Below are 24,991 nucleotides of genomic sequence, written 5' to 3' on the forward strand. Positions count from 1 at the left end.
TCAAATTGAGACGGTGGCCTCTAGGCGAAAATCAAGAGACCGACGGAGAGGATGAGTCCGCTGAACAACAAGGCCATCAGGCAGTAACCCATGATGTCGCGAATTTTCAAGCCCGCAATGGCGAGAAGGGGGAGGGCCCAAAAGGGTTGAGCCAGGTTAGTCCACGAGTCACCCCAGGCAACGGCCATGGCCGTTAAAGGTATGTCGGCTCCGAGCTGTTGAGCTGCCGGTATAACGACAGGGGCCTGCACGGCCCATTGTCCACCACCAGAGGGGACAAAGAAATTCACCAGTCCGGCACTAAAGAAGGTCAACAGAGGAAGAGTCTTGGCGTTGGCCACATTAACGAATACCTGAGACATGGAGTCCGCCAATCCCGATTTGACCATAACCCCCATGATTCCAGCATATAGGGGATACTGAATAAGTATGGGCCCGGTTTTTTTAGCACCCTCAAGGGCTGCCACTAAGAATCGCCGCGGCCTCCAATGAAGGAGAAGGCCAATAAAGAAAAACAGAAAGTTGATACGATTGAGATCAAGTGCAAACTCTCCCCTGAGGACCTGCTGCATAAGGAAGCCAAGGCCCATAGCGGCAAGCACAATAGTGACAACCGGGCTATCATCCAAGCGGTCCGCGAAGGTCTCAGCCACTCTGTCTTGTTCTTCCGGTTCATTGGTGAACAAAAATGTCTGGGGATCTTCAGGTTTAGCCATCAATGAATTCAAAAGAGGAAGTAGGACAAACAAAGAAGCCAAGACCACAAGATTAAAGGGTGAAAACAAGGTATCACTCAAGGGAATGATCCTTCCTCCCATCAAGTCCTCAGTAAAATTACCCTTTGTGTTCAGTAACAAGGGAATAGAGCCAGACAAACCTCCATGCCAGAGTAAAAACCCGCTGTAGGAGGAGGCCACTAACAGGCGAAAGTTGATGCCTGGATGGGCTTTTGCCAACTCAATGGCAAAGAAAGCTCCGACAACCAATCCCAATCCCCAATTGAGCCACGAGGCAATGCCTGCGACAAATGTGGCCAGAGCAATTGCCATAACTGGCGATCTTACGGACTGGGCCAAGCGGTGGAGAAGCCATTGAACGGGTTTTGAAGTGGCCATGACATATCCTCCGAGAAGAATCATGGCCATCTGTAAAGTAAAGGTGATCAGATTCCAAAAGCCACTTCCCCACTGATGAAGGACCTCACCGGTGGAGTGGGGAGTGGTGAGGCTGGCAAGAATAATGACGATGGCGGACAGGGCTATGGCGATGACAAAGGGATCAGGAGTGTACTGGCGCATGATTCGGTCAAAGAAGTTGGCCATCTTTTGCAGCATGAGATTTGCTCCTTCAGGTCGGTTTCAGCCCCATACTATGCTTGTTCATTTCCATAGGTAAAGCATTTGCGCCATCGGGCAGGCTAAAGTTGACTTAGGACGTCGAATTGCCCTTAATGATGGAATCGGGGAGGCAACATGAATTCAGCAGTCGTCGCCGTTTCGGTGTTGGTGGCATTCGTATTTGGCTACCGATTTTACAGCAAATACTTGATCGAGCGCGTTTTCAAATTAGATGAGGAGAGTGGCCCCACTCCAGCCGTGGAATTGGATGATGGAGTGGATTTTGTTCCCACCAGCAAGGAAGTGCTTTTTGGGCACCACTATTCCTCCATTGCAGGTGCTGCCCCCATTGTTGGTCCGGCTGTTGCTGTCATTTGGGGGTGGGTGCCTGCGATCATTTGGGTCACGCTTGGTACCATTTTTATGGGTGCAGTTCACGATTTAGGAACTTTGATTTTGTCAATGCGCTACAAAGGGCATTCAATTGGTCAATTGGCGAGTGGAATCATTGGCAAGCGCGCGAGAAATTTGTTTTTGTTGGTCATATTTTTTCTGGTTTGGTTGGTGATCGCGGTCTTTGCTCTAGTGATCGCCAATCTCTTTGTCAGTTACCCCACGACTGTATTGCCAATTAATTTTGAGATTATTGTCGCACTTCTCATTGGTTGGTGGATACGCAAAAAACAAGGTAAACTGTTGTGGCCCTCCTTGCTGGCACTAGTCAGTCTTTATCTTATGGTTTGGGTGGGGACAAAGGTGCCAATATCGATTGAGCCTTGGTTTGGCGAATATCAAACAATGGCCTGGATCGTTTTTCTACTGATTTACAGTTACGTCGCCAGTATCCTGCCGGTTTGGCTTCTGCTACAGCCCCGGGATTACATTAACAGCCATCAGCTGATCGTGGGCTTGGCTCTGATCATCACCGGACTCATTATCGTGCATCCGCCGATTGTGGCACCGGCATTTAATTTTGCTCCCGAAGGAGCACCTAATTGGTTTCCTTTCTTGTTTATTACCATTGCCTGTGGAGCAGTGAGTGGCTTTCATGGCTTGGTCAGTAGCGGAACCACCAGCAAACAAGTAGCTTGTTGGAAGGATGTCCGCCCGATCGGCTATGGAGGCATGCTCGGAGAAGGAGTTCTGGCTCTGTTGGCCACGCTTGCCGCAACTACTGGATTCAAAAGCATAGAAGGATGGCACAACCACTATGCAAATTGGCAGGGAGCAAAAGGGCTATACTCGGCAATTAGTGCCTTTGTTGGAGGTTCCAGCCAGTTCATCGTTGGCCTAGGCTTGTCTGAAGAGTTTGCAGCCACCTTGATTGGTGTTCTTATTGTCAGTTTTGCGGCAACAAGCCTGGATACCGCCGCGAGGATTCAGCGCTATGTGATCTCCGAGTTAGGGGAGAACTGGAATCTCCCAATTCTTAAGAATCGCTTTACTGGAGCAACGATCGCGATCGGTTCAGCCTTTTTCCTAATGCTGGTTCAGGCTGGAGGAAAAGGAGGATTGATTCTTTGGCCATTGTTTGGGGCAGCTAATCAAATGTTGGCGGCCTTGTCTTTAATAGTCATCACTCTCTACCTTTTGGAGAAGGGCAAGAGGGCCTGGGCCTATCTAATACCGGCTGTGTTCCTCATGGTGATTACTGTCCTTGGTTTGGGTATTGGCATCCATGGTTTTTTTCAAAGCGACAACTATCTGCTGACGGGACTTTCCAGCACCCTCCTCCTTCTCGAGCTCTGGATCGTGGCTGAGGGCTGGGCGGCTCTTAAGCGGGTGAGGGCGGGTCAGAGGGCCTGAGATTGTGATTCCTCCCCACCCCTGAAAAAATTCCCTGACGAATTTTGGCTTCAGTTCAAGTTACATTCCTGAATTCAGCCAGTTGCGATGGCACCCTCCTTGCTCACAGGGACCTCTCATAAAGTGCTTGGCATCTATCTAGGAACGGAGAAGTAAAATGAGAAGATTTTTGGTCGGCTTCGGCATCGCCGTGGCATTGGTGTCTTTTATTCCCACCTCCTTGGCATTGACGGCGGAGGAAGAAGAGAAGGCGGCAGGCGTGGTAAGGGGTCTCTTTCAGGGTGCGATTGAATTGAGCACCATGCCTCATAACCAGGCTCGTTGGGATAAGCAGTTTGCTCTTTTTGGCAAACATCTTTACCTTACTCACTCAAAGAATGGACCCAATGTTTTTGGCAAAGATTGGGACTTGGCAACACAAGAGGACAAGGACTTCTTTAACCGAGTGACGGCTCTCTACATTTCGGAGTCGGCCTTGGTCCGTGGAATAGCCAAGTCGTTGGACGCCCTTAAGGGTGATCTCTACGAATATGCCGACTATTTGAAACTCAACAAGAAGGTTGTTGAGGGGTGGATTGCTGATCCGACCTCTATTCCGCTTCGCGCTGAAAAACTGGAACCTGTTGGAAATGATGGCAGGGAAGTAGTCCGGTTTCGCTTCGTTGCCTTGCCTGATCTTGTCGACCGTGTTCGAGAAGGAAAATTGCGGGAGCTGGGTGACGATGAGCTGAAGGAAATGGTATTTTACATCAAGGTTGTGCAAAACCCGAAAAATCCGGATGACTATCGTATTGTGGAAATCTATCAGCCTGAGCAAAATGTCTTGATTCACAGCACGAGAAATGCCTTCCAGTTTACTCACCTCGTATTCTCTTTCACTAACCCTGATGGGCAGTTTCGCTCAGTCCTCAAAAATAGGAAAGAGTTCCGCCAGAGCGGTGAAGTCTTGACTAAGGTGCGGCTGTTTTCTAATTGGTTGTGGAGCGAATACCAAAGGCGTTTCACAAAGGATTAAGAATCCATGAGAATTGGCATTTTGACCGGGGGAGGAGATGCTCCCGGTCTGAACGGAATCATCGAAGCTGTCAGCAAAAGTCTTCTTAACTTTGGCCACGAGGTCATCGGCATTTGTGATGGCTTCGAAGGTGTTTTCGAAGGACGCTTTAAAGAAATCGACGCCCAGGTTGTCAATGGCATTCATGCCCATGCAGGTACCTTCCTTGGTACATCTAATCGCTGTGGAACAGAAGGCCGAGAAGAAGAATTCCTAGCAAAATACAGAGAGCTCGCCCTGGATGGCTTGGTCGTCGCTGGAGGTGACGGTACCTTCGCTGGCCTCCACGTCTTTAAGGATCAGATTCGCCTGATGGGTGTGCCCAAAACCATCGACAATGACCTGGCAGGAACTGACATCACTTTCGGCTATGATACGGCTTGCTCAGTGGTGGCCGAGGCAGTGGACGCTTTGCGGGCCACGGCGGATGCTCATCGACGCATTATTGTGATCGAAGCCATGGGGCGGACAGCCGGTTGGATTGCTTTGGGTGGTGGCATGGCCTCATATGCCGATGTGATCTTGATACCAGAGAGACCCTTCGATCGCCATGCCTTGTTGAACTTTGTTAATTCTCGCCATGAATCCGGTCAGCGCGGTCTCATTTGCGTGGTCTCCGAGGGAGCTGCAGCGAAGGGTGAACATCCAACTGTAGCTTTTAAAGTCGAAGGTGCTCCACAAGAGGAGCGTCTTGGTGGGATCGCCCAGTCTATTGCAAAGTGGCTTGAAATCGAAACCGGATGGGAAGGCCGTCATGTAGTCTTGGGTCATTTGCAGCGAAGCAAGTCGCCGACCACAACCGACCGATTTCTCACTCTTGCCATGGGAGTGAAGGTGGCTCAGCTTGTCCATCAGGGAAAGTGGGGGAATGCAGCTGTTTACCGAGATGGTCTGGTCCAGGCCGCACCTCTTACGGATTTTATGCAGCCACCCCGTTTGATTGACTCTGATCACCGCTGGGTACAAATGGCCCAGGCCGTGGGAATCTTTATTTAGCCCTTCGATAGGCAAAAGTGCTTTGTCTTTTGCCACCAAACCCAGAAGTCTTTTCAAGTTGAAAACCTTTGGCTGTGAGTGCTCGCTTTAGTGCTCCTTTGGCGGCATAGGTGGAAAAGGCACAGGACTCAGCTGCCACTAATTCTAAAAATCGATGGAGATTAGTTTCGGTCCATAGGTCAGGAGATGTGTTAGAGGAGAAGGCATCATACAAAATGGCGTGACAGGTGAACGCTACCTGAGTGTCCGGGAGAAATGATTCCTCAACCATCCATGATCCCTCATCAAGCTTTGTTCGAAGGTTTTGTCGAAACTGGAAGGGTTGAGAGAGATCGAGCTTCTCAGTTAGACCGTCAAGGATCTGGTCATAGATGGCATAAAGTCGACGGTGGTTCTCGTTTGCTGGCGGTTGCTCAGTTACCCAATTTAAAAAGGCCTGGCGTAACAAGGGGACCGATTCAAAACTCACCAACTTCCATTCGCTCTGGCCGTGGAGAAGGCAGAGGGCACTAACCATCAGCTCATTATAGCCCAGCCCCAGCCCCATGGAGAAAAAGCGGATTTCAGGGAGTATCCATCCCAGGGCCATCTCAATCGGAAGTCGATAAATATACAGGGTTTCCGACAGTGCTCCTCTAAGGTTGTGCATGGACTCGCCAAAGCCATTGGGGCCTGCCAGGCGGAGGGTGGGGCTGCCATCTGCAGTGATTTCGATTTGAAAGGTTTCCTGAGGTGAATCCATTGCCAAGTCCTGTCCTTTTGACTATGACCCTCTTATGTCAAATCCCCATGACTGGCAAGGGCTGCCCTACAATGCGATCAGCTGTTTTTACCGAAAGACTTTCGGTCAGCGGGTTTACAAGATCCCGGTGAGTGTGGCCGAAACCTGCCCCAACCGGGAGGGCATTCGCGGTATGAAGACTTGTATATTTTGCGATCAATGGGGGTCTGCGGCCTTTCCTGAATATCGTGAAGACAGCCTTCGCCAGCAAATTGAGCAGACCCGCGAGCGAATTCGCCGTCGCTTCAATGGGAATTCGTTTTTGGTTTACTTTCAGTCCTACACCACCACCTTTGGGCGAGCCTCGCTGTTGCGCGAACAGTTCGCCGTGTCACTGAGTTATCCGGAAATCAAAGGTGTGGTGGTTGGCACTCGCCCGGATTGTCTATCCTCCGCAATGCTCGATTTGTGGAAGGACACCACGGAGGCCGGTCACTTTGTAGGAGTTGAATTGGGAGTTCAGAGTTTTGATGACAGTCAGCTTGAGTGGATGCGAAGAGGCCACGATACAAAGAAGTCGATCGAAGCGATCTTCAAAATTAGAGAAAAAGCACCACTGGTGAACTTGGGCATCCATCTCATGTTTGGTCTTCCTGGTGAGTCTGATTCTTCAATTGTCGAGACAGCCCAAAGGGTTAATTCCTTGCCTCTCGACAATGTGAAGCTGCATAACCTCCATGTTTTGAAGAACACCCCCCTGGCTGACCAATACGCCGAAGGCTCCTTTGTGCCCATTTCCCGCGAGGACTACATTCGTAGGGTTGTGTTATTTCTTGAAAACCTGCGTCCGGACATTGCTGTTCATCGCCTAGCGGCAGTCTCCAGTCGGCATGACGAGCTAGTGGCTCCCAGGTGGGCGTCCAGTAAAATGGAAACCTACCAGTTGACCTTGGATGAGTTTGGCCTTCAGGGAACCTTTCAGGGGAGGCTTTACAAGTCCCGTCCAAAGTTGAGTCCGGACTCTGGTCCTTGGACTTAATTGAGGTTAAGGCCATCTTAAGCCAATTCTATTTTCCCCATGATATAGATAAAATTAATGCGTGGGATTTGATGATTTCCGCGATAACGCGGTTCAGTTTTTTAAGAAGTTCTTTCGCATTGGTGAGCTGGAAGATCCCAATCACCAAAAGCGTGAGATTTTGCTTTTGAGTAATGCCAGAGGTGGAAATATCTCCGGTGTTGTCATGGCCTTGGATACAGGTGCCAATCCCAATGCCCAAGAGCCAGAGACTGGCAAAACGGCACTTCATTACGCCGTTGAAAAAAATATGCTGCCATTGGTGGAGATTCTTCGCGACCGAGGAGCGAGGGGGGACATCTGTGACACCCTCACGGGATCAACGCCGTTGATGATTGCAACTGAAAACAACTACCAGCGAATCATCAAGGCTCTCATCGCTGGCGAACACAATGGCATCAACATCAAGGACAGAGAGGGCAGAAGTATTATCAACATGGCTCTTGCAATCGGCAAGGACAAGGTTGCTAATTACTTCGTTGATATGGGTGCGGACGCTCAAGCTTCGGTAAAATGGGCTCTCGAAAATGATTCTGAACCGCAGTTGATGTGGCTCATTAAACATGGGGCGACCCCTGACGTATTGGATGGCAAAGGCTATTCACCGCTTATGCGGGCAGTAATCGAGCGCAATTTGGAGGAAGTGAACAAGTGGCTCTCACGCGGCGCCAACCCGAATTGGACCGAGGGCGGTGGAGAACTAGTGGCAAATCGGGGAAAGACTCCTTTGATGGTGGCCGTGCAACAAAAGGATGAGCACATCGCTCGCATTTTGATTCTTCAACCTGGTATCGATCTTAATGTGACTGACTTGGCCGGAGAAACGGCCTTGATGAAGGCGGTGAGGCTCTTGTTAAATGAGACCTGTCAGCTTCTGGTGGAGAGGGGAGCGGATCATACTCTTGTCAGTAATGACGGAATGAACTTGCTTATTGCGGCTTGCCAAACCAACGAAGTGGAGGTGGTGAAGGCGGTTTGGGAATTGGGTGGATTAAATGCTAACCAGGCCACCAATAACGGCTGGACGCCTCTCATGTTTGCCGCTAACCACGGAAACGTCAAAATGGTGGAGTTTCTCCTCGGCAATGGGTCTGAGCCCAGCTTTCGTTCACCGACTCTTAAGATCACCGCCTTGGATTTGGCCCGCAAAACCATGGCCTCAAGCACTCGCGACAATCCTCATCTCAAAAAGAATTTTGAATACATTATTGAACTACTGGTTAGTGCCACAACGGCCGCCTAGTCTGAGCGCCCGCTCATTCTTTCTTGCAAGTGACAGGAGAGAATCTCGATTTCCTCCTGGGGACGAATTTCGTTGCCTTTGGTGATAGATTTTCCAGAAAGGCGAACCAATGCTCCACGTGGGATAATCGGCGCTTTTCCTTCTTTTTTCAGCCAGGCTAAAAATTCTCGCTTCGGTCCGCGACAGGCCGCCTGTCGGGTCTTGCCCTTTTCTTTCTGGGTATCACCAATGACTCGACAGAGTCCTTGATGAGCAACGGGTTTTTCACGACTGGCTAGTAAATACGAAAAGGTGAGGCTGCGATTATCCAAAGGCAGATGCTGTTCAAGCCTCATCATCCAATCGGGACGCTCAATGAGAATTCGATCATGGCACCAATCTTGTTTTGATTGGGTAAGTAGTGGGCAGGCCTCCTGGTGAGGACATGGGCCCCACAGAGAGTACCCCTTGTCGATGAGCTTATGCCTCACCTCCATCAACTGCCGGCCCCTATGGCGGGTCGAAGGTTCGACAATCAAAACATGGGAGTAGGAGAAAAGAGAATCCGGAAATGAATCGAGTTCATTAAGGGAATAACTCATCAAGGCCAAGGATTTCTCGCTCTGGGAAAGGGGTAGTTCGCGCCCCTCCATCACACAAAACGGAATATTTGTTTGCCTCGAATCGGCCCAGGATTGGTGCTCGGATCGGGCCAAGGGAGAGGATTCAATAGAGACAAATTCCGTCGGTTGAGTTGCCGGTTCCAACAATTCCCAAACCAGGTGGCCCGTGCCTGGACCGGAGCCAAAGTCCACAATCCGCTCGACCTTATCAAAGAATCCCAATCGTCGCCCTTCTTCGACCACCGCCCGCAGGCGCAACCAATTGAGGGGCAAAAAGTAGGCCCAGTAGGCGGCCCGGTGGGAGGATTCCCTCCAAATTAAATCGCTTCCGCCTTTCGTGTTATAGAGATCACTCAAAGCAATCACCGCCTCCGCTAAGGGCACGGGGCGATCAAGTCGGTAGCCTGTGGCCTCAAGGCGGGAGCGCATGAGCTCAATGAGGGGTTCAGGAATAGTAAAGCGGGGTAGATTTCGTAACTTCATCTGAGAGGGGAATATGACACGTAAAATCGAAGCCGTCTACCTTGACTCACCTATACCCCTAGGGCAAGACTGGCTCAGTGAGAAAGGTTATCAATGGAATCCCCGTCTGAAATTGAGCTCCACGACAAGATCATTCAAGTATGTCAGCGCCTGTACAATCGCAATATGTTAGCGGCGGGTGATGGGAATGTGAGCTATCGGGTGTCTGACGAACACATCATCATGACTCCTTCGGGGCGTGCAAAGGCTTTTTTGAAGCGGGAGGAAATGACGGCCGTTGATTTGGCGGGTGAGGTATTGTCGGGTAAGCCGTCCAACGAAATGCTCATGCATTTGGAGATCTATCGCCAATGTCCCAAAGCCAAAGCTGTTGTTCACGCCCACCCACCTCATGCGGTGGCTTGGTCAGTGGCCAGGCCTGACTTGGCAGAATTGCCAGCAACAGCCCTGGCCGAAGTCATCCTCACCACCGGCGGTATTCCCATTGTTCCTTACGCTCGGCCGGGAACCAGTGCTATGGGTGAAGTACTTAGACCCTATCTTCCCGATCACCGGCTCATGGTATTGAGTCGACACGGGGGACTGAGTTGGGGAGAAGATTTGGATGAGGCGGTGAATGGAATGGAGCGCCTGGAACATTCCGCTCAGATGTTGGCCATTGCCCAGGGCCTCGGAGGTCTGACCTCTTTGCCGGAAGATGAGGTTCGCCAACTAAAAGAATTGCGCAAACAAATTGGAGAGAGGCTGTTATGAAAGATATGCACTCCTTGGGATTAAGAATTCAATCAGGATTGTTACAGGTTCTTGATCAACAAAAACTCCCAAATGAAGAAGTTTGGGTCACCTGCCAGAATCCAGACGACATGGTCGAGTGCATTCGTCATCTTAAAGTCAGAGGTGCTCCCCTCATTGGAGTTTCTGCGGCGCTTAGCCTGGCCCAATTTGCTGAAATGGGGGCTGACGAGAAGGATTTCATGCGGGCGGCCGCTCAACTTAGAGATTCGCGTCCCACGGCCGTTAATCTTATGGCTGCGGTAGATCGAATGACCAGCTTTGTAAAGGGAAACTACAGTGCTCAGTCGGTTTTGGAATTGGCAGAGACGATCTTTAACGAGGATGTAGATCTGTGTGCCGGCATCGCCAGAAGTGGCGAAGCCGTCCTTGTGGACGGGGACTCGGTACTTACCCACTGCAACACTGGCGGTTTGGCCACGGCAGGGGTGGGGACTGCGTTGGGAGTCATCCGTCAGGCTCATGAGGCGGGAAAGAAGATTCATGTGTACGTGGATGAAACCAGACCCTTGCTGCAGGGTGGACGCCTGACCACCTATGAGCTGTCCAAGCTGGGGATTCCCTACACTCTCATTTGTGACAACATGGCGGCCTCATTGATGGCAGCAGGCAAAATCCAAAAGGCCATTGTTGGTGCTGATCGGATCGCTCTGAATGGAGACTTTGCTAATAAGGTAGGAACTTACGGTGTGGCGGTGCTGTGCCATCACCACAACATCCCTTTTTATGTGGCAGCCCCTTACACGACCGTGGATTTTGAGTGTCAGACCGGAGCAGGGATTCCTATTGAGGAACGCAAACCTGAAGAAGTGAGGGGCGTATCAGGGGCCTTTGGCTCTGTTGACTGGGCAGCTCAGGGCTGTCAGGTTTTCAACCCAGCCTTTGATGTGACACCAGCTAAGATTGTAACGGGTTGGATTTTGGATAAGGGATTATTTGGTCCCGAGGATATCGCACAGGGCGTTTTGGCGAAATTGAATCGATAAGAGAGGGAGAGAGAATCATGTGGGCAATAATTGGTGGATCTGGTTTCGAAAAGTTTGATGGCTTCAAGGCAATTGGCGATGTAGATAGAGAAACCCCCTTCGGCCTTGCCAGCTCGGGAATCAAGAGAGTACAGCTAGGAAGTCACGAATGTCTTTTTGTCTCTCGCCATGGGAGCCATCACGAGCTGTTGCCAAGTGAAGTTAACTTTCGCGCCAATATTTTTGCTCTCAAGCGGGCAGGGGCCAAGGCGATCGTGAGCTTTTCCGCAATTGGCAGCCTCCGTCAGGAGTACAAGCCGGGAGATATGGTTATTCCGGTTCAGTACATGGATCGCACCAAAGGGGTTCGCGCCCATACATTTTGTGGAGACGGCATTGTAGGGCACGTTTCCTTGGCGAAACCGATCTGCCAAAGCATGGCCAATAAAGCAATGGAGCTGACAAACGGTGTCTCCTTCGACCGTCATATAGGGCAGACATATGTGTGCATCGAAGGCCCCTTCTTTTCCACTAAAGCTGAATCCAATTGGTACCGCTCGATGGGCGCTGATATCATCGGCATGACTCATTGTCCGGAAGTGGGGCTAGCTCGTGAGGCTGGTCTTCCCTACTTACCCTGTTGCTTCGTGACCGATTACGACTGTTGGGACGACAGCATTCCTCACGTTACTTTGGAAGAAGTGATTCAAACTATGAGGCAAAATAACAGTAAGGCCTTTGAGGTTGCTGAGAAGGTTTTGGCCTCTGGAAGTAGCCTGTATGAGGGCTGCGACTGTGCCGAGCAGGGCTTGCGAATGGGTCTTATGACACCTAAAGAGGCCATTCCTTCAGACAAGATGCAGTGGCTTGAGGTCCTCCTCTAACCAAGAGGAGGCATCTGTTTACTTCTCTGACAGCTGTATAAATAGCTGGGAATACGTCAATTTTTTGGCCCTGATGCCAGAAGAAAAAGTGTCTCATTTTGAGATTCAGGCTGAGTGCCTCTTTTTGTTTCCAACCGTCGTGGTAGGATAAGACCATCATTATTGGTTGGCTGGAAAAGAAGAATAATTTGGGTTGAGTGGTCCTGCCTCTTTCACTATTCGGGTTCGTTGTCACACGTAAACATTGAGTGAAATTCTCACGTACTGTTGATTCGTTGCAGGCGAACTGGCCTCTTTCCTTTGTGGAATTTAGAGGTGAATAATTGAAAAAACTGACGATGTCGCGCAAGACAAAGTGGGCCATTGGGTTAAAAGCTGCCATAGCTTTGGTGATCTTGATTGTATCCTTTCAGCAGTGCTCGGATGTGCACCTAAAGGGCGCGGAGGACTTGCAGTCCTTTGAAAGCCGAGGATTCCCCTTTCGTCTGCAGCCCCCGACGGAGTTTCCTTCCCATCATCGCTATGTGATTTTGGTCGATATGTCTAACTCCATGGTATCGGGACCCTGTCCCTTTGATGTGGGTAATGATCCCAGATTTCATACCGACAGCCCACACTATCAGTGGGACCCTAACAAGCCTGATCCGCGGGCTGATCGCAATGATGGTCGGACCATCGCGCGCGACTGCCAAGTGGATGCGAGCCTGCCAATCCAAAAGGGGGCCGAGTTAGCCCCGCTCCCTGATTTGTTTGCCTCGCCCCCAATTCAGTACTCCACTTATCGTGGCAATGACTTTGCTGGAGACCGACTGGCTGCCCTTCGCACCTGGATGGATCAATTGCGGAATAATCTCCCTGATCAGGTCAAGGAACGCTCCAGGGTAATGATTGTTCCGGTTTCGGGGGGGATTTCTCAGACCAAGCTGTTTGAGCGCTTTCCCATGCAGATGAAGTTCTACACCCTGACGGACCCCATTTTGGAAAGTGCTCTGGTGGAGTTGGAGACCATTCACTCGTCCGACTACCTGCAGGTCCAGAGCCCGAGTATCCTGCGTTGGTTTAACACCATCATGGGAACCACGGCCCCGGGCGATATCATGAACGATCTTTATCGTACCATTCGCGATGACATGAGAATGCTTAACGACCTGGGGCAGCTCACTTATAGCGCCTACAATATGTATTACTTTGGTGACGGGCTAGTGAAGCCCGTCAAAAAGAATATCGAAGATGTGCTCAAGATTCACCCACGCTGTAATGCCTGTAGTGGCGATTTCGACAGCTGCACCGGTGTTTGTACTGAACTAAGAAACGACATGGAGCTCATGTGGGGTCAGCACAACCTGAACTCCGAGGAGAGCTTGGATTTTAGGATTTCCCTGATTCAGGCCCTTCCCAAATATTATGGGGGAGGGAAAGTCAAAATTGGCTTTATTGAGACCCACCCGGAGCGCATCGATGCCGTCCATCCGGCGGCCACCATGTTCGATAAGCTCATCGACCTGGCCCTACAGAGGAAGGACCGAATTCGCCGTTACTTTATCAATAGTCCTCGCCCTCCCTTTGATCTTGCCGCCCAATCTCAGGAGCTAACGACTTTTAAGCTGACACACCTTTATGTTCTTAATCCCAACGTGAGGGTTAGTTTGGACAACAAATTGCTGGTGGATTCTGACGGTGACGGTCTTTTTGATGTGGACGAAGCCAAGTACGGAACAAGTCCCACCAATGCTCGCACCAATGGGGCCTGTTTGGATAGCTTATCCACAAACCCACTTTTTTCTGAACAGTGTGCTTTGTTTGCTCAAGGAGATGCCTGCAATACGAAGTTGGACATTGACTCGGACTCTCTCAACGAGTGCGAGGAAATGGTTTTAGGCACGGATGATTTTGATTTCGACACCGATGGAGACTCCATCCCCGACAGTTTGGAATGGATCTATGGGTTTAATCCTAACAGCAATGACCTGGAAGTAGACACCAACGGAGATGGCTACCCCAATTTAATCAACTTCGCCGCAGGGTTATCTCCGACTCATCACCTGAAGGAAGTGAACCCCACATGGCTGACTCGATATTCGGTCGATTTGATTGATTATGAAGAGATCAACGATCCATCTGTGGGTCGGGTGTTGGTGGACCGCCACCAGGTCATGCTTAACCAAATGGCTGTGGCTCAGACCATGGCCTTTGATCCATTGGGCCAGGCCGAGATGTTTTCGCGTGCTCCCAGTTCGGTGCTGTCACATATGTCTTTTGCAGATGCAGTGATTCCGCCTGAGCTTCAGCTCCTGGGATTTAACCGCAGTCCGAACGTGAACACGATTCTGGCTTTGGCTCGAATCGTCAATCCTGATAGTCCGGAATTGGTCTACTGGAGGCTGATGAGAGCGGAGGTTCTCTCTATTAGTCGTCCGGGTGCTCGACTCATTGATTTGTCAGCCTTTAAACAGATTCGCGCGATTGATCAGAATCCGGCAGGAGGAATTTAGTTATGTTCAACGGGGGGAATTGTTGGACAGAAAATAGAGGGGAAAAGGTAGTTTTATCCCTGATGCACCTGATTGCCCTGGTCGCTTTCGGCTGTTCTGAAGTGAAGCTAAATCCCATGGAAGATTTGGAATTGGTTTCGCAGAACATTCGTGGATTCAAGGCAAATATTTGTCCGCAGTCGGAAGTCATTTTGCCAAATAAGACCAAGTACTTGATTGTTGTGGATATGTCCCTGTCTAATATTGGAGGCTGGGATTTCGATAAGGGCCCAAACGGTGCCTTTGCGGCCTATTGGAACCCCAGTTATGCCACCGATTATGCCGGCGATCGATTTAAGGCCATTGAGACCTTTCTGGAGACCTGTGGCAATCAACAAGGAAACGAATTTGCGGTCATTGGGTTTTCCAACACCGCAGGTATTGTCACTACTAACAACAAAGGTGCTACAAGCCTGGAGTGTGAAGCCAATTTTAAGGATATCGCCACAGCTAAGAGCCATCTGAATCAGCTTTCCACCAGCCAGGAGTCAACAAAGACCTGGTATGAGAGGTGGCAACGACCCAATCATCTACAGTCTAACAATTGGCCGGGCATTATGGGCGTGACCAGTTATGAAAAGGCCCTGGGATGTGTCGAGCACATTGTGACCACCGATATGTTGGAGTCCCAGGATGTGAACAACAAATACCATGTCTTGTTTATGTCGGATGGCTCTCCAGATGACGGCCGCGACAAGGGTGGAGTGGGTCAGGGTTGTAACGCCATCCCCGAAGGGCCAGACCGGGAGAAATGCTACGTCGAAGACATTCTGGACCATGTCGAGTTCACTATGCAGGCCTCTTTGGCCCGCAAGCAGGAAACCCGATTTCATACGATCTACTATGGCGGCAAAGACGACGACAGTGCCGACTTTTTGGATATCATTGCCGACTCTGGTAAATCCGGGAAGGCCTCCAAGCTTGAGTCATTTGCGGGTAATCCAGATGCGATCTGCCAAGTGATCATTAATCAGCTGGCCATCGATTATCAACCCAACTTTGCAGCGGTGGTCAACTTGACGACAATCCGTAAGAACGGCAAGTGGACGGCAGATTCAGACATGGATGGAGTTGAAGATGAGTTGGAGATGAGCTTGGGCTGGGACCCTCAGAACCCTCGCTCTCAGGTTTCAGGGATATTGGATGGGATATGTCAGCGTCTGGGAGGGGTTTCGGCCTGTCAGACCAAGCGCAGTGCCTTGACCTGCAATGAAGCCAAGTTTAACTCCCTGGCTCTCAGTGACTGCGATATTAAAATTCTGGAATTGGACAATCCTGATATTCATCCGGATCAGGGTATCGACACAGATCGAGATGGAATGCCTGACTTCGTAGAGATCCTAAAGGGAACAAACCCCAAGATTGCAGATATGTCCTTTGACACGGATGGTGACGGTTACACCAATCGCAAGGAGATCTTGCGGGGAACAGATCCCTTCTTCAAAGATTCTGATCTACCTGAAAATCAAGTAGCCGACTATGATTCCCGATTTGTGGGTCCTCTTGATGACACCAGTAACTGCAAGAACGGCGCTTGGCAGTTAGACGCCAAGTTCATGCCTTCTCGCACGAATCAATCGACCAGCGGTCAGCCTCACGAGGTTATGAACCACTACGAAAATGCGCAAATTGCCTTGATCTTTTACAGCTTGAGTCCTCGCAACTCCAGTGAGGTGACCACGCGGTTTTTTGGTCACATGGTCCCGATCGACTACTGGTACCAGGAGAGAGTGGAGTACGATGATCGCGGTCGTCGTATCACTCGCATAGAAGAAATGATGAGCCCCATTAACGAGGGCATTATTACTGAGGACCTCTTTGATTTTCTGGGAGCGATTGCGCCATGATAAAGACCAAGACAAAGTCTCCAGTTTTAGGTCTGTGTGTGGCACTACTAGGTGTCGTTCTCCTCACCAACAATTGTGGTGATGTGAGGCTGATGCAAAAGTATGAAAAGGTGGAACCGACTCATTTAGCTGGTAAGACGGCCTTATGCATTCCGGAGGGTTTTGATCTGGAGTCCTTTTATGTCTATAATCTCAACTCAATGGTTGAAGAAGGTAAAATGACCATCGATTCGGATATGGACGGACTGAGTGATGGAGTGGAGAAGGCCCTGGGATCTGATCATCGCGATCGGCGAAGTGCCGGTAAGATCATGGATGGCATTTGTATGACCCTTACAGGGACGGTGGATTGTTCCTCTGCAGCTTTGTCCTGTGATTCCACTCAAAATGGACTTGGCCTTACGGACTGTGACTTGTTGGCCCTGGAGCTCAATCAACTTTATGCACACCCTCAACAGGGCTTGGATTCCGACAAGGACAGTGTTCCCGACATCATTGAGATTTTAGGCAAAGGGTTTGCCAACATGAAGGATGCCTTTGATGACTCCGATCGGGACTTAATTCTCAATCACGAGGAGTATTCCCGAGGATCCGATGTGCGCTCTTATGATGATAACTTGCCTCGCCACCTGCAGACCGTATTGACCATGCAGAAAATTTCTTCTGGTGGCAGCGAATGCGCGCTGGGAGAAACTGAATGGAATGTGAACTTAGAACAAATGCCCCTGGTACCGACGGATGCCGTGCAGACCCCCGATGAGGTCGGCGGAGAGTCTCTCTCTCATGGTGACGGAGAAAACGTGATTCTGTTTGTTTATAAAATTCGCCCCTTGACGGCTGCGGCTGGAGATTTTGGTGAGGTTTTTGCGACGACTCTGAAGGCTTCCTTTTTTCCTTCACACCGTCAGCAAGGAAACCCGATGGAGCAATTAACCTTTAAAAGGATAGGTCAAGTTGAACTCTAAGATCTTTATTACCCTTTTTGTGTCGGCATTTGTTTGCGGTGCCCCTTGCGGTGAGGCTCAAACACCTTCCTTTCCGGTATGTAACTCCAAGCACCAACGACAAGAGCTGGATGGCTTTTGTCCCAGGGCTGAGGGAAAACACCTTTCCCGCTGCTGTCCTGATGGGGTTATTGGTCCACCGGTGAAGTGTTACTACTATCAGGATGATACCGAAGCTTACTTTGGCGTGAGTACTCTGCGCCGATGTGACCTTCCGGCCGGTGGTGTTGTTTGCTGTGCTTTAAAGGTGCGAAACTGTAAGAAGAATCCCATCGTTCGTGACTTTCACCGTCGTCTCCTGGCTCGTGAAGGCCAATGTTGTGTGGAATCCTGTCCACCAACAGAGTATTGGATGCGCGATCCTGCCGATCCAGCCTTCCGACCCGACCACAAGATTGGAAAACTTGCCGAGAGAATTTGTGATACCAGTGGAGTTCCGGAGAACACGTGCCCTGTGGGACTCCAGATGTGTGACACCATCCCTGAAACAGGAAACTGTCCCACGCCACCACCTGGTGTTGAGGTCCCCGGTGTGACACCTCCATCAACACCGACACCACCCCCCCCTTCACCCGTGCCCCCAGGGGTCTAGTGAGTGTCACTTTGCGCCTGATTGCTGCGTAAAGTCGTTCACCACTATTACCAATTTACGCGACAAATGTTGGTCCTGTGCATTTTACGCGGGGCCTGAGCTGGCCCTCGGTTTGAATACAGGATTTTGTGCCAGACTTTCGGGTTAGGACTGAAGTCTGACGGACCAATGGCCGATGGGTAAGTGACCCGCTTAAAGGCTAGGCGGGCGCAGCTACGGACAGCACGTTGTGGGAGGCATCCATGAAAACAGAAAGCCTAATGAAGTTTCCAATCAAGAAGCGCTTGGATAAAGTCTGGAAGTTCCCTCTGAGTCGTTAAGAGTAGGAACCGACACTCGGGCAACTGCAAACCAAATTGCGATCGCCAAAGGCGTTGTCGACCCGGCTAACCGGCGTCCAAAACTTGTGCTCTCTCACCCATTCCAATGGATAAACCGCTTCTTGCCGCGTGTAGGGGTGATCCCATTTGTCAGCCGTCAGGTGGTCAATCGAGTGGGGAGCATTCTTTAGAGGATTGTCTTCTCTGTCCCCTTTGCCTTCTTCGATCTGGCGAATTTCTTCGCGAATTTGCATCATGGCCTCGCAAAACCGATCCAGCTCAGCCAAGGATTCACTCTCCGTTGGTTCCACCATTAAAGTTCCCGGCACTGGCCAGGACATGGTTGGCGCATGAAATCCATAGTCCATGAGGCGCTTGGCGATGTCATCAACCACGATACCGCTGGTGGATTTGAAGCTCTGGCAGTCAAGAATACACTCGTGTGCTACCCATCCGTTTTTCCCACGATAGACGACGGGGTAGTGGGCTTCTAACTTCTTAGCTATATAATTAGCATTTAAGATGGCGACCTCAGTGGCTTGCTCTAATCCTTCCCGCCCCATCATCAAAACGTAAGCCCAAGAGATGGGGAGAATAGCGGCACTTCCCCAGGGTGCTGCTGAAACGGCACCAATTCCGGTGGTGGGTCCACAGCTGGGCTGTTGATTGTGTTGCGGCAAAAACTCTTTTAAGTGCTGAGCAACGCCAATAGGTCCTACACCTGGTCCACCGCCGCCGTGAGGGATGCAAAATGTCTTGTGCAGATTCAGGTGGCAAACATCTGCACCGATTTCAGTGAGCAGGCTCATACTCACCATGGCGTTAAAGTTGGCCCCATCCATATAGACCTGTCCGCCGTTGTCATGAATTGTCCTGCAGATGTCGATGATCCCCTCTTCAAACACTCCGTGGGTGGAAGGATAAGTCACCATTAAAGCTGCCAGGTCATTTTTGTGTTGTTCGGCCTTGGCTTTAAGGTCCGGCAGGTCGATGTTGCCATTTTCGTCACAGCCGACGACAACCACTTGCATACCAGCCATTACCGCGCTGGCAGGGTTGGTTCCATGTGCCGAGCGGGGAATCAGACAAATGTTCCGGTGGCCTTCCCCCCGGGACTGGTGGTATTTGCGAATTACTAAGAGGCCTGCGTACTCACCTTGAGATCCGGCATTGGGTTGAAATGAAACCCCAGCAAAACCAGTGAGGCGGCACATCCAGCTCTCCAACTCGCCAATCATTTCCATGTAGCCTTGAGCCTGATCGATGGGAACAAAGGGATGGAGGCCACTGAACTCAGGCCAGGTTACAGGAATCATTTCTGTCACTGCATTGAGCTTCATGGTGCAAGAACCCAGCGGAATCATCGCGTTAGCCAGGGTGAGGTCCTTGTTCTCCAGGCGCCGAATGTAACGTAACATTTCAGTTTCAGAGTGATAGCGATTGAATGTGGGATGGGTGAGGTAGGTGCTTTGGCGATCAAGGCCAGAAAAATCCACATTTGTCTTGGTGATCAAGTCACCAGCCAGATGAACCGCCTTGCCAGCAAAGACGCTGAGAACATCGTCTACGTCAGCCAGGGTCTTTGTTTCGTCCAGGGAAAGGCCGATAAGGCCTTCACCCAGATCGGCAAAGTTCATTTCCATTTGTCGGGCAGCCTCCAGGAGAGAGGCCTTTTTATCTTTACCCACTTCAACAGCCAGGGTGTCAAAAAAGCTTTGGCTCAAGAGTTTATATCCCAATTGCTCAATCCCGGCGGCCAATGTTTTGGCCAGACGGTGAACACCCTGGGCGATATCACGAAGCCCCTTTGGCCCATGGTAGGCTGCGTACATAGAAGCCATCACCGCCAACAACACTTGTGCCGTACAAATGTTACTGGTCGCCTTCTCACGGCGGATATGTTGCTCGCGGGTTTGTAATGTTAACCGTAAAGCGGGACTGCCGTTGGCGTCCTTGGAAACGCCGATAATTCTTCCTGGTAGCGAGCGAATGTACTCCTGCTTGACCGACATGAATCCTGCATGAGGTCCACCAAACCCCATAGGAACACCAAATCGTTGGCTCGATCCAACCACCACGTCGGCATCCATTTCGCCTGGAGGCTTCAGGAGCGTCAGGGCTAAAAGGTCGGCTCCGGCTATGAACAAGGCCTTTGCATCGTGAGCGCGGTCTGCCAAGGGCTGCAGATCACAGATATTACCAGTGGCTCCCGGATATTGAACATAGACAGCAAAGGGATGGTCGGCGAAGTCATAGGATTTCAAGTCAGTAACTAATACTTTAATTCGCAAGGGCTCAGCTCGGGTGTTGAGAACCTCTAGAGTTTGGGGAAAGATATTTTGATCAACAACAAAGACATCCGATTTTAACTGGCGGTTGACGGATTTGCACATTGTCATGGCTTCAGCGGCAGCGGTCCCCTCATCGAGAAGAGAGGCATTGGCAACCGGAAGGCCCGTCAAGTCAGCGATCATGGTTTGAAAGTTCAGGAGGGCCTCCATGCGGCCCTGGGAAATCTCGGCTTGGTAAGGAGTGTAGGCTGTGTACCAGGCGGGATTTTCCAAAATATTTCGCAGAATAACCGCCGGCACTTGGCAGTCGTAATAGCCCTGGCCAATGAACGAGCGATAGAGCTTATTTTTATCCCCTACCTGCCTGGCCTTCTTCAGAAATTCGGCTTCACTGAGGCCTGAGGGGAGGTCTAAAGCCCCTTTATGGCGAATGGAGCCCGGCATAGTGCCGTTCATCAAGTCATCTATGGTCTTAAGACCCAGGGTCTTCAGCATTGTCTCCTGCTGAGCAGAATCGGGACCTAGGTGGCGGCGGCTAAAACGAGTGTCCCATGCGGATGGGCTCTGACTTCCTGCCATGGACTTTATCCTCCTAATATATGGCGAGATTGTGCCGGGCTAGAAATATTCCCGTGTCTTGCTTCTGTCAATGGAAGCTGCGGTTCTCAGAGGGGGAAATGAGGCATAACGCGGGCCCGAACCAGCCCGCGAAACAGGAGGTTCCGGGTCAAGTTCCTTGACCCGGTGACAAGCCATTAGGCTTTCCTGGTGGTTTTCTTCTTAGAGGCTTTTTTGGCCGTTGCCTTTTTCTTGGTCGCTTTTTTTGTGGTCTTTTGGGCGGTGGCCTTTTTGGTGGTTTTTTTGACCTTTTTCTTTTTCAAGTTCGCCGTCAACTTGGTCGATGCCTTAGCAATCTTCTTGCGCTGGGTTTTCGCCGTCTTTTTGGCGCCCTCAATCTTCTTGGTGACGTCGTTTTTGGTCTTTTTAAGGTTGCGCATAGCCTTGTTGAATTCCCGGTCAATTTGCTTCTGGGCCTTGGAGATGGAGCGAACCCAAACCTCGTAGCGCTTTTCCAGATCCTTCAAGCGTTTTTTTGCCGTTGGGCTCAGCTTGACGTGGATATCAAAATGACGGACCTCATCAGCAATGCGGCGAATCTCTTCTTTGACATAGTCGAGGTCGCTCAATTTGCGAATTTCCTTCTTTACTTTTTCCATATTGAGATCGAACTGCGGCACTGTTTGGCTCCTTTGGGAGATGATTAAACTCGCTCTAAGATGGGAACAAACGGGAAGAATGTCAAGGTGACACCTAATCTGGTAAGAATAACAATTGTGAGAGAACCCTTCGACTCGCACTAAAATCCCCGCCAAAGAGCTTTATCCCCTCTGAACGCATCCGCGCGGCATGGGTTTCCAAATAGGAGTCGAGTGCGGCTTGATCCTGGATGAGGTAATGGACAGTATAAGATTGAGAATTGGTCTTCACCTCGGGTCCAACCTTCACATGGCAAAGTTTTGCTGACCTAAAACCGGGAAATTGCAGCATCTCACCAATATGGTCATTAAGCCAGGCGACGAACTCCTCTGATCGGGTTTGGACTACGGTCAAATTGACTTCATAAATGATCACGATACCAGCCTACAGTAGTGGCTCACAGGGAGGAAGTAGATCCGCTCACTTCACAGTTATTTTACATTTCCCCTTTGCCGGAAGCCTCGTGGATATGGATCGCCATATCTTTGTTTTCCTTAGCTGCGCTGGTTGGCGGCGGCGGTGCGGGTTGCCGATGAATGGCCACGGCCTGTGGGTGGTAGTCATATTGGTAGAATGAAGACTCGCGATATTCAGCAATAAGATCCAGTAATGCATAGGGTGCATTCTCCGGAATCAGATCCCGAGCCGCCGCAGGTAGCATACAGACCACCTCAACAGAAAGGTTGTTGGACTCAGGAGGTAGGGCCGTCGGTGAAACACCGCGAACCTCAAAACCTAGGATTTCCAGTTGCACGGCAGTACCCAAAAGCGAGGTGCTGCCGTCGCTCTTGGTTTTTGCATCCTCGGGGGCAAAGACAAAGAAGCGAAACTGCGAGGCCAATGGCGTCGAGTTGGGGGCCAAGGCAACCCTCTTGGGAACCGGCTCCAGGGAGGTAAGTTCCTCCCACTGGTCAACGGCTACGGACTGGCGAACGAAACTCTTGGGTAGGCGCAAGTGGAGAGACAGGTGGTAGCGGCGACTTTCCGGAACCACCGAGCGCGGGGCATCGGCTGAGGGGAGAATCAACTTCTTGGCCCAGGAATCAACCACCATTTCGATGCTGATAGGTGACCCATCCCCACCATCGGGAATGGGTGAAAACTGAGGACCTTCATTTGCCTGATCAGTCTTTTTGCTGAGGCGATCTAGCCATTTTCCGGTAAGAGATTCGCCCGATTTTTCCTTAGCCACGCCCTTGGATAGAGTCTTTTGCGGTGTTGCGGCGGTCTGAGTTTCTACACGAACTTCGGAAGTTTCATAGCCAACGAGTGCCACGCCTACGAATAGGGCGACGAGTAGAAGGGTGGAGTACCGTTCGAGCATCAGGAGAAGTCCTCAAAGAAAAATGGGTTTTGGTGAATCCTGCAAGCGACTGGAACTACATCGGTTTATTGCTCGCTGGACTTGAGTCGTGGCGGAGCAGGCAATTGCCCTTGATTTGTCGAACTTTTTGCCATACCTGTCCAACTGGAGTTGCCAATGCCATCGATTGATCGTCAGAACTATCTAGATTCCATTTGGGAGCCCTACCCCTCGATGCGGGATGGTTCTTTAAGAGTTTCTGACCTCAAACACCTGGAAAAAAAATTTTTGCCTGAGCTTCGCTTGGGGGCCAAGGTCCTCAGCTTAAGTGACCGGGAAGGTTTGCTTAGGCTGGGGTCTCAAGATGAAATTTGGGAAGTGGAGCTGAAAGGGGCATGGCCCCTGGTGGGGAAGGACGACAAGGTTGTAGACGGCCGGAAGGTGATTCAGCCGGGGGACTGCATTTGGTTGGACCTAAATGATTGCCAGTGGGGTTCTCGAAGCTTGCAGGCGCGCATAGAGACAATGGTACTTTTGGCTCCCTGCCAGAATGAGTACCCCGGAAAACCGGGGTATTGGGTGACAGGCCAAAAGTGGTCTCAGTTTGTGGCAAGAGTCAGAGAGTATTTTACCCAGTCGGGGTGCCGCGAAGTCTGGACGCCTTCTTTGGTGGTGTGCCCCGGGATGGAGCCGACTTTGGATCCGCTTGAGGTTCAGGTCGTTACTGGGTCGGCAGGAGGAAAGACTCTTTACTTGCCCACGTCGCCAGAGTTACATCTCAAAAAACTCTTAGCCATGGGAACTGGAGACCTATTTGAGATTAAGGTGTGCTATCGGGACGGAGAGGTCTCCGATCATCACCAGCCGGAGTTTTGGATGCTGGAGTGGTATCGGGCCTTTGCAGATCTCAAGCATATTGGCAAGGACATTGAGGGTCTGCTCCAGTATCTGTATGCAGCAGGGACATTTGAGGGAGTGTGCCCAAAGATAAGCCAATGTCGAATGTCAGATCTCTTTCGACGCTTTTTGGATTTTGATCTCACTCCCGAAACCAGTCGACGGGATTTAACGGATCAGTGTTATAAATGGCAGCTCCCAATTGAAGGCTATGAGCCTTGGGATGATCTTTTTCATCTGTTATTTTTAGCCAAAATAGAACCATTGTTAGCAGAGTTGGGTCCCCTAATTGTGACCCACTTTCCGCCAAGCCAGGCGGCTTTGGCTCGCCTGACTTCAGATGGCTGGGCCGACCGATTTGAATTCTATTGGCAGGGATTGGAAATTGCCAATGCCTTCAATGAGCTGAACGATCCTGAAGAGCAGGCTCGGCGTTGTGAGAGGGACAATCGAGAAAGAACTGAAAGAGGTCGTAAGTCCTTGCCCGTGGATGAGAAATTCCTAGCGGCCCTTAAAACGGGAATGCCTCCATCAGGAGGCATTGCGCTTGGATTGGAACGTCTCTTTATGGCGGGGACCGGAATTGAAGACATTCGCAGGGTCCGTGCCTTTTCGATCGAAGACAGCCTTTAGCCGTTTTCGTGGTTGTTGATGTCCTCTTTGAGTTCTTTTCCAACTTTGAAGAAGGGCAGCTTCTTTTCACTCACATTGATCACTTCGCCGGTGCGGGGATTACGTCCCTTGTAGGCGCCATACATGCGATTGACGAAAGATCCAAATCCACGAATCTCAATGCGATCATTGCGCATAAGAGCTTCCACCATGGAATCAAAAATGGTGTTCACCACAGTCTCTGCTTTTACTCGCGTGATGCCTGCCTTCTCTGCAATGACGTTTATCAAATCCGCTTTCGTCATGGTCTCCCCTTATTCACAAGAGCGCCGTTCTAGTCTACTCTCGGTCGTTTCGGACAGTGTTTCTAACGTAT

At 50.6% G+C, this 24,991-nt stretch carries 21 protein-coding genes; 13 read left to right on the forward strand and 8 right to left on the reverse strand.

All coding sequences use genetic code 11. The features are described 5' to 3' along the window. Positions 1-20: 20 nt before the first annotated feature. The gene (locus tag H6624_19700; protein ID MCB9086575.1) at positions 21-1,331 is read right to left on the reverse strand and encodes a short-chain fatty acid transporter; all 1,311 of its coding nucleotides are present in this window, start codon (positions 1,329-1,331) and stop codon (positions 21-23) included. A 141-nt stretch (positions 1,332-1,472) separates the two neighbouring features. Here H6624_19700 and H6624_19705 point away from each other — a divergent pair, with 141 nt between their 5' ends. The 3 genes from H6624_19705 to H6624_19715 all read left to right on the forward strand — a co-directional run bounded on the left by H6624_19705 (position 1,473) and on the right by H6624_19715 (position 5,193). Continuing rightward, positions 1,473-3,143, forward strand: coding sequence for a carbon starvation protein A (locus H6624_19705; GenBank protein ID MCB9086576.1), 1,671 nt, complete (start codon positions 1,473-1,475; stop codon positions 3,141-3,143). A gap of 157 nt (positions 3,144-3,300) precedes the next feature. After that, positions 3,301-4,158: a hypothetical protein gene (locus H6624_19710; GenBank protein MCB9086577.1), complete on the forward strand. Its 858-nt coding sequence runs from the start codon at positions 3,301-3,303 to the stop codon at positions 4,156-4,158. Positions 4,159-4,164: 6 nt separating this feature from the next. Next, the gene (locus H6624_19715; protein MCB9086578.1) at positions 4,165-5,193 is read left to right on the forward strand and encodes an ATP-dependent 6-phosphofructokinase; all 1,029 of its coding nucleotides are present in this window, start codon (positions 4,165-4,167) and stop codon (positions 5,191-5,193) included. Here H6624_19715 and H6624_19720 read toward each other — a convergent pair. Then, positions 5,186-5,935, reverse strand: a complete 750-nt coding sequence (locus H6624_19720) for a hypothetical protein (protein MCB9086579.1) — start codon at positions 5,933-5,935, stop codon at positions 5,186-5,188. The two genes, H6624_19715 and H6624_19720, sit on opposite strands and share 8 nt — an antisense overlap. A gap of 34 nt (positions 5,936-5,969) precedes the next feature. Between H6624_19720 and H6624_19725 the strand changes: the two genes are divergently transcribed. After that, complete coding sequence (locus H6624_19725) at positions 5,970-6,953, forward strand: TIGR01212 family radical SAM protein (protein MCB9086580.1); 984 nt, start codon at positions 5,970-5,972, stop codon at positions 6,951-6,953. Positions 6,954-7,014: 61 nt separating this feature from the next. After that, positions 7,015-8,235: an ankyrin repeat domain-containing protein gene (locus H6624_19730; protein ID MCB9086581.1), complete on the forward strand. Its 1,221-nt coding sequence runs from the start codon at positions 7,015-7,017 to the stop codon at positions 8,233-8,235. On the opposite strand, the gene H6624_19735 is transcribed toward H6624_19730, so the two are convergent. Next, the gene (locus H6624_19735) at positions 8,232-9,320 is read right to left on the reverse strand and encodes a hypothetical protein (GenBank protein ID MCB9086582.1); all 1,089 of its coding nucleotides are present in this window, start codon (positions 9,318-9,320) and stop codon (positions 8,232-8,234) included. The two genes, H6624_19730 and H6624_19735, sit on opposite strands and share 4 nt — an antisense overlap. A gap of 93 nt (positions 9,321-9,413) precedes the next feature. Between H6624_19735 and H6624_19740 the strand changes: the two genes are divergently transcribed. From H6624_19740 to H6624_19770, 7 genes are all read left to right on the forward strand, one after another. Continuing rightward, positions 9,414-10,073, forward strand: coding sequence for a class II aldolase/adducin family protein (locus H6624_19740; GenBank protein MCB9086583.1), 660 nt, complete (start codon positions 9,414-9,416; stop codon positions 10,071-10,073). Beyond that, a complete protein-coding gene (mtnA, locus tag H6624_19745) occupies positions 10,070-11,098 on the forward strand; it encodes an S-methyl-5-thioribose-1-phosphate isomerase (protein ID MCB9086584.1) in 1,029 nt (342 codons plus the stop codon). The genes H6624_19740 and mtnA overlap by 4 nt, the downstream gene beginning before the upstream one ends. Before the next feature lie 17 nt (positions 11,099-11,115). After that, positions 11,116-11,961: an MTAP family purine nucleoside phosphorylase gene (locus tag H6624_19750; protein MCB9086585.1), complete on the forward strand. Its 846-nt coding sequence runs from the start codon at positions 11,116-11,118 to the stop codon at positions 11,959-11,961. Between the two features lie 323 nt (positions 11,962-12,284). Further along, complete coding sequence (locus tag H6624_19755; GenBank protein ID MCB9086586.1) at positions 12,285-14,453, forward strand: hypothetical protein; 2,169 nt, start codon at positions 12,285-12,287, stop codon at positions 14,451-14,453. Between the two features lie 2 nt (positions 14,454-14,455). Next, entirely contained in the window at positions 14,456-16,339 is a 1,884-nt protein-coding gene (locus H6624_19760; protein MCB9086587.1) for a hypothetical protein, read from the forward strand. Further along, positions 16,336-17,304 (forward strand): hypothetical protein, encoded by a 969-nt coding sequence (locus H6624_19765; protein ID MCB9086588.1) that lies wholly within the window; start codon positions 16,336-16,338, stop codon positions 17,302-17,304. Before H6624_19760 ends, H6624_19765 begins: the two co-directional genes overlap by 4 nt. Next, complete coding sequence (locus H6624_19770) at positions 17,294-17,935, forward strand: hypothetical protein (GenBank protein MCB9086589.1); 642 nt, start codon at positions 17,294-17,296, stop codon at positions 17,933-17,935. The genes H6624_19765 and H6624_19770 overlap by 11 nt, the downstream gene beginning before the upstream one ends. 316 nt (positions 17,936-18,251) lie before the next feature. Here H6624_19770 and gcvP read toward each other — a convergent pair whose 3' ends face one another. From gcvP to H6624_19790, 4 genes are all read right to left on the reverse strand, one after another. Next, positions 18,252-21,125 (reverse strand): aminomethyl-transferring glycine dehydrogenase, encoded by a 2,874-nt coding sequence (gene gcvP / locus H6624_19775; protein ID MCB9086590.1) that lies wholly within the window; start codon positions 21,123-21,125, stop codon positions 18,252-18,254. Between the two features lie 176 nt (positions 21,126-21,301). Beyond that, positions 21,302-21,784: a hypothetical protein gene (locus H6624_19780; GenBank protein ID MCB9086591.1), complete on the reverse strand. Its 483-nt coding sequence runs from the start codon at positions 21,782-21,784 to the stop codon at positions 21,302-21,304. A gap of 73 nt (positions 21,785-21,857) precedes the next feature. After that, entirely contained in the window at positions 21,858-22,178 is a 321-nt protein-coding gene (locus H6624_19785) for a DUF4286 family protein (GenBank protein ID MCB9086592.1), read from the reverse strand. 61 nt (positions 22,179-22,239) lie between these two features. After that, complete coding sequence (locus H6624_19790) at positions 22,240-23,127, reverse strand: hypothetical protein (GenBank protein MCB9086593.1); 888 nt, start codon at positions 23,125-23,127, stop codon at positions 22,240-22,242. Between the two features lie 156 nt (positions 23,128-23,283). Here H6624_19790 and genX point away from each other — a divergent pair, with 156 nt between their 5' ends. Then, positions 23,284-24,636 (forward strand): EF-P lysine aminoacylase GenX, encoded by a 1,353-nt coding sequence (gene genX / locus H6624_19795; GenBank protein ID MCB9086594.1) that lies wholly within the window; start codon positions 23,284-23,286, stop codon positions 24,634-24,636. On the opposite strand, the gene H6624_19800 is transcribed toward genX, so the two are convergent. Then, entirely contained in the window at positions 24,633-24,920 is a 288-nt protein-coding gene (locus H6624_19800) for an integration host factor subunit beta (GenBank protein ID MCB9086595.1), read from the reverse strand. The genes genX and H6624_19800 overlap by 4 nt on opposite strands. Between the last annotated feature and the right edge of the window lie 71 nt (positions 24,921-24,991).

It is taken from the genome of Pseudobdellovibrionaceae bacterium (genome assembly GCA_020635075.1).
In the GTDB taxonomy this organism is placed as follows: Bacteria; Bdellovibrionota; Bdellovibrionia; order Bdellovibrionales; family UBA1609; genus JADZEO01.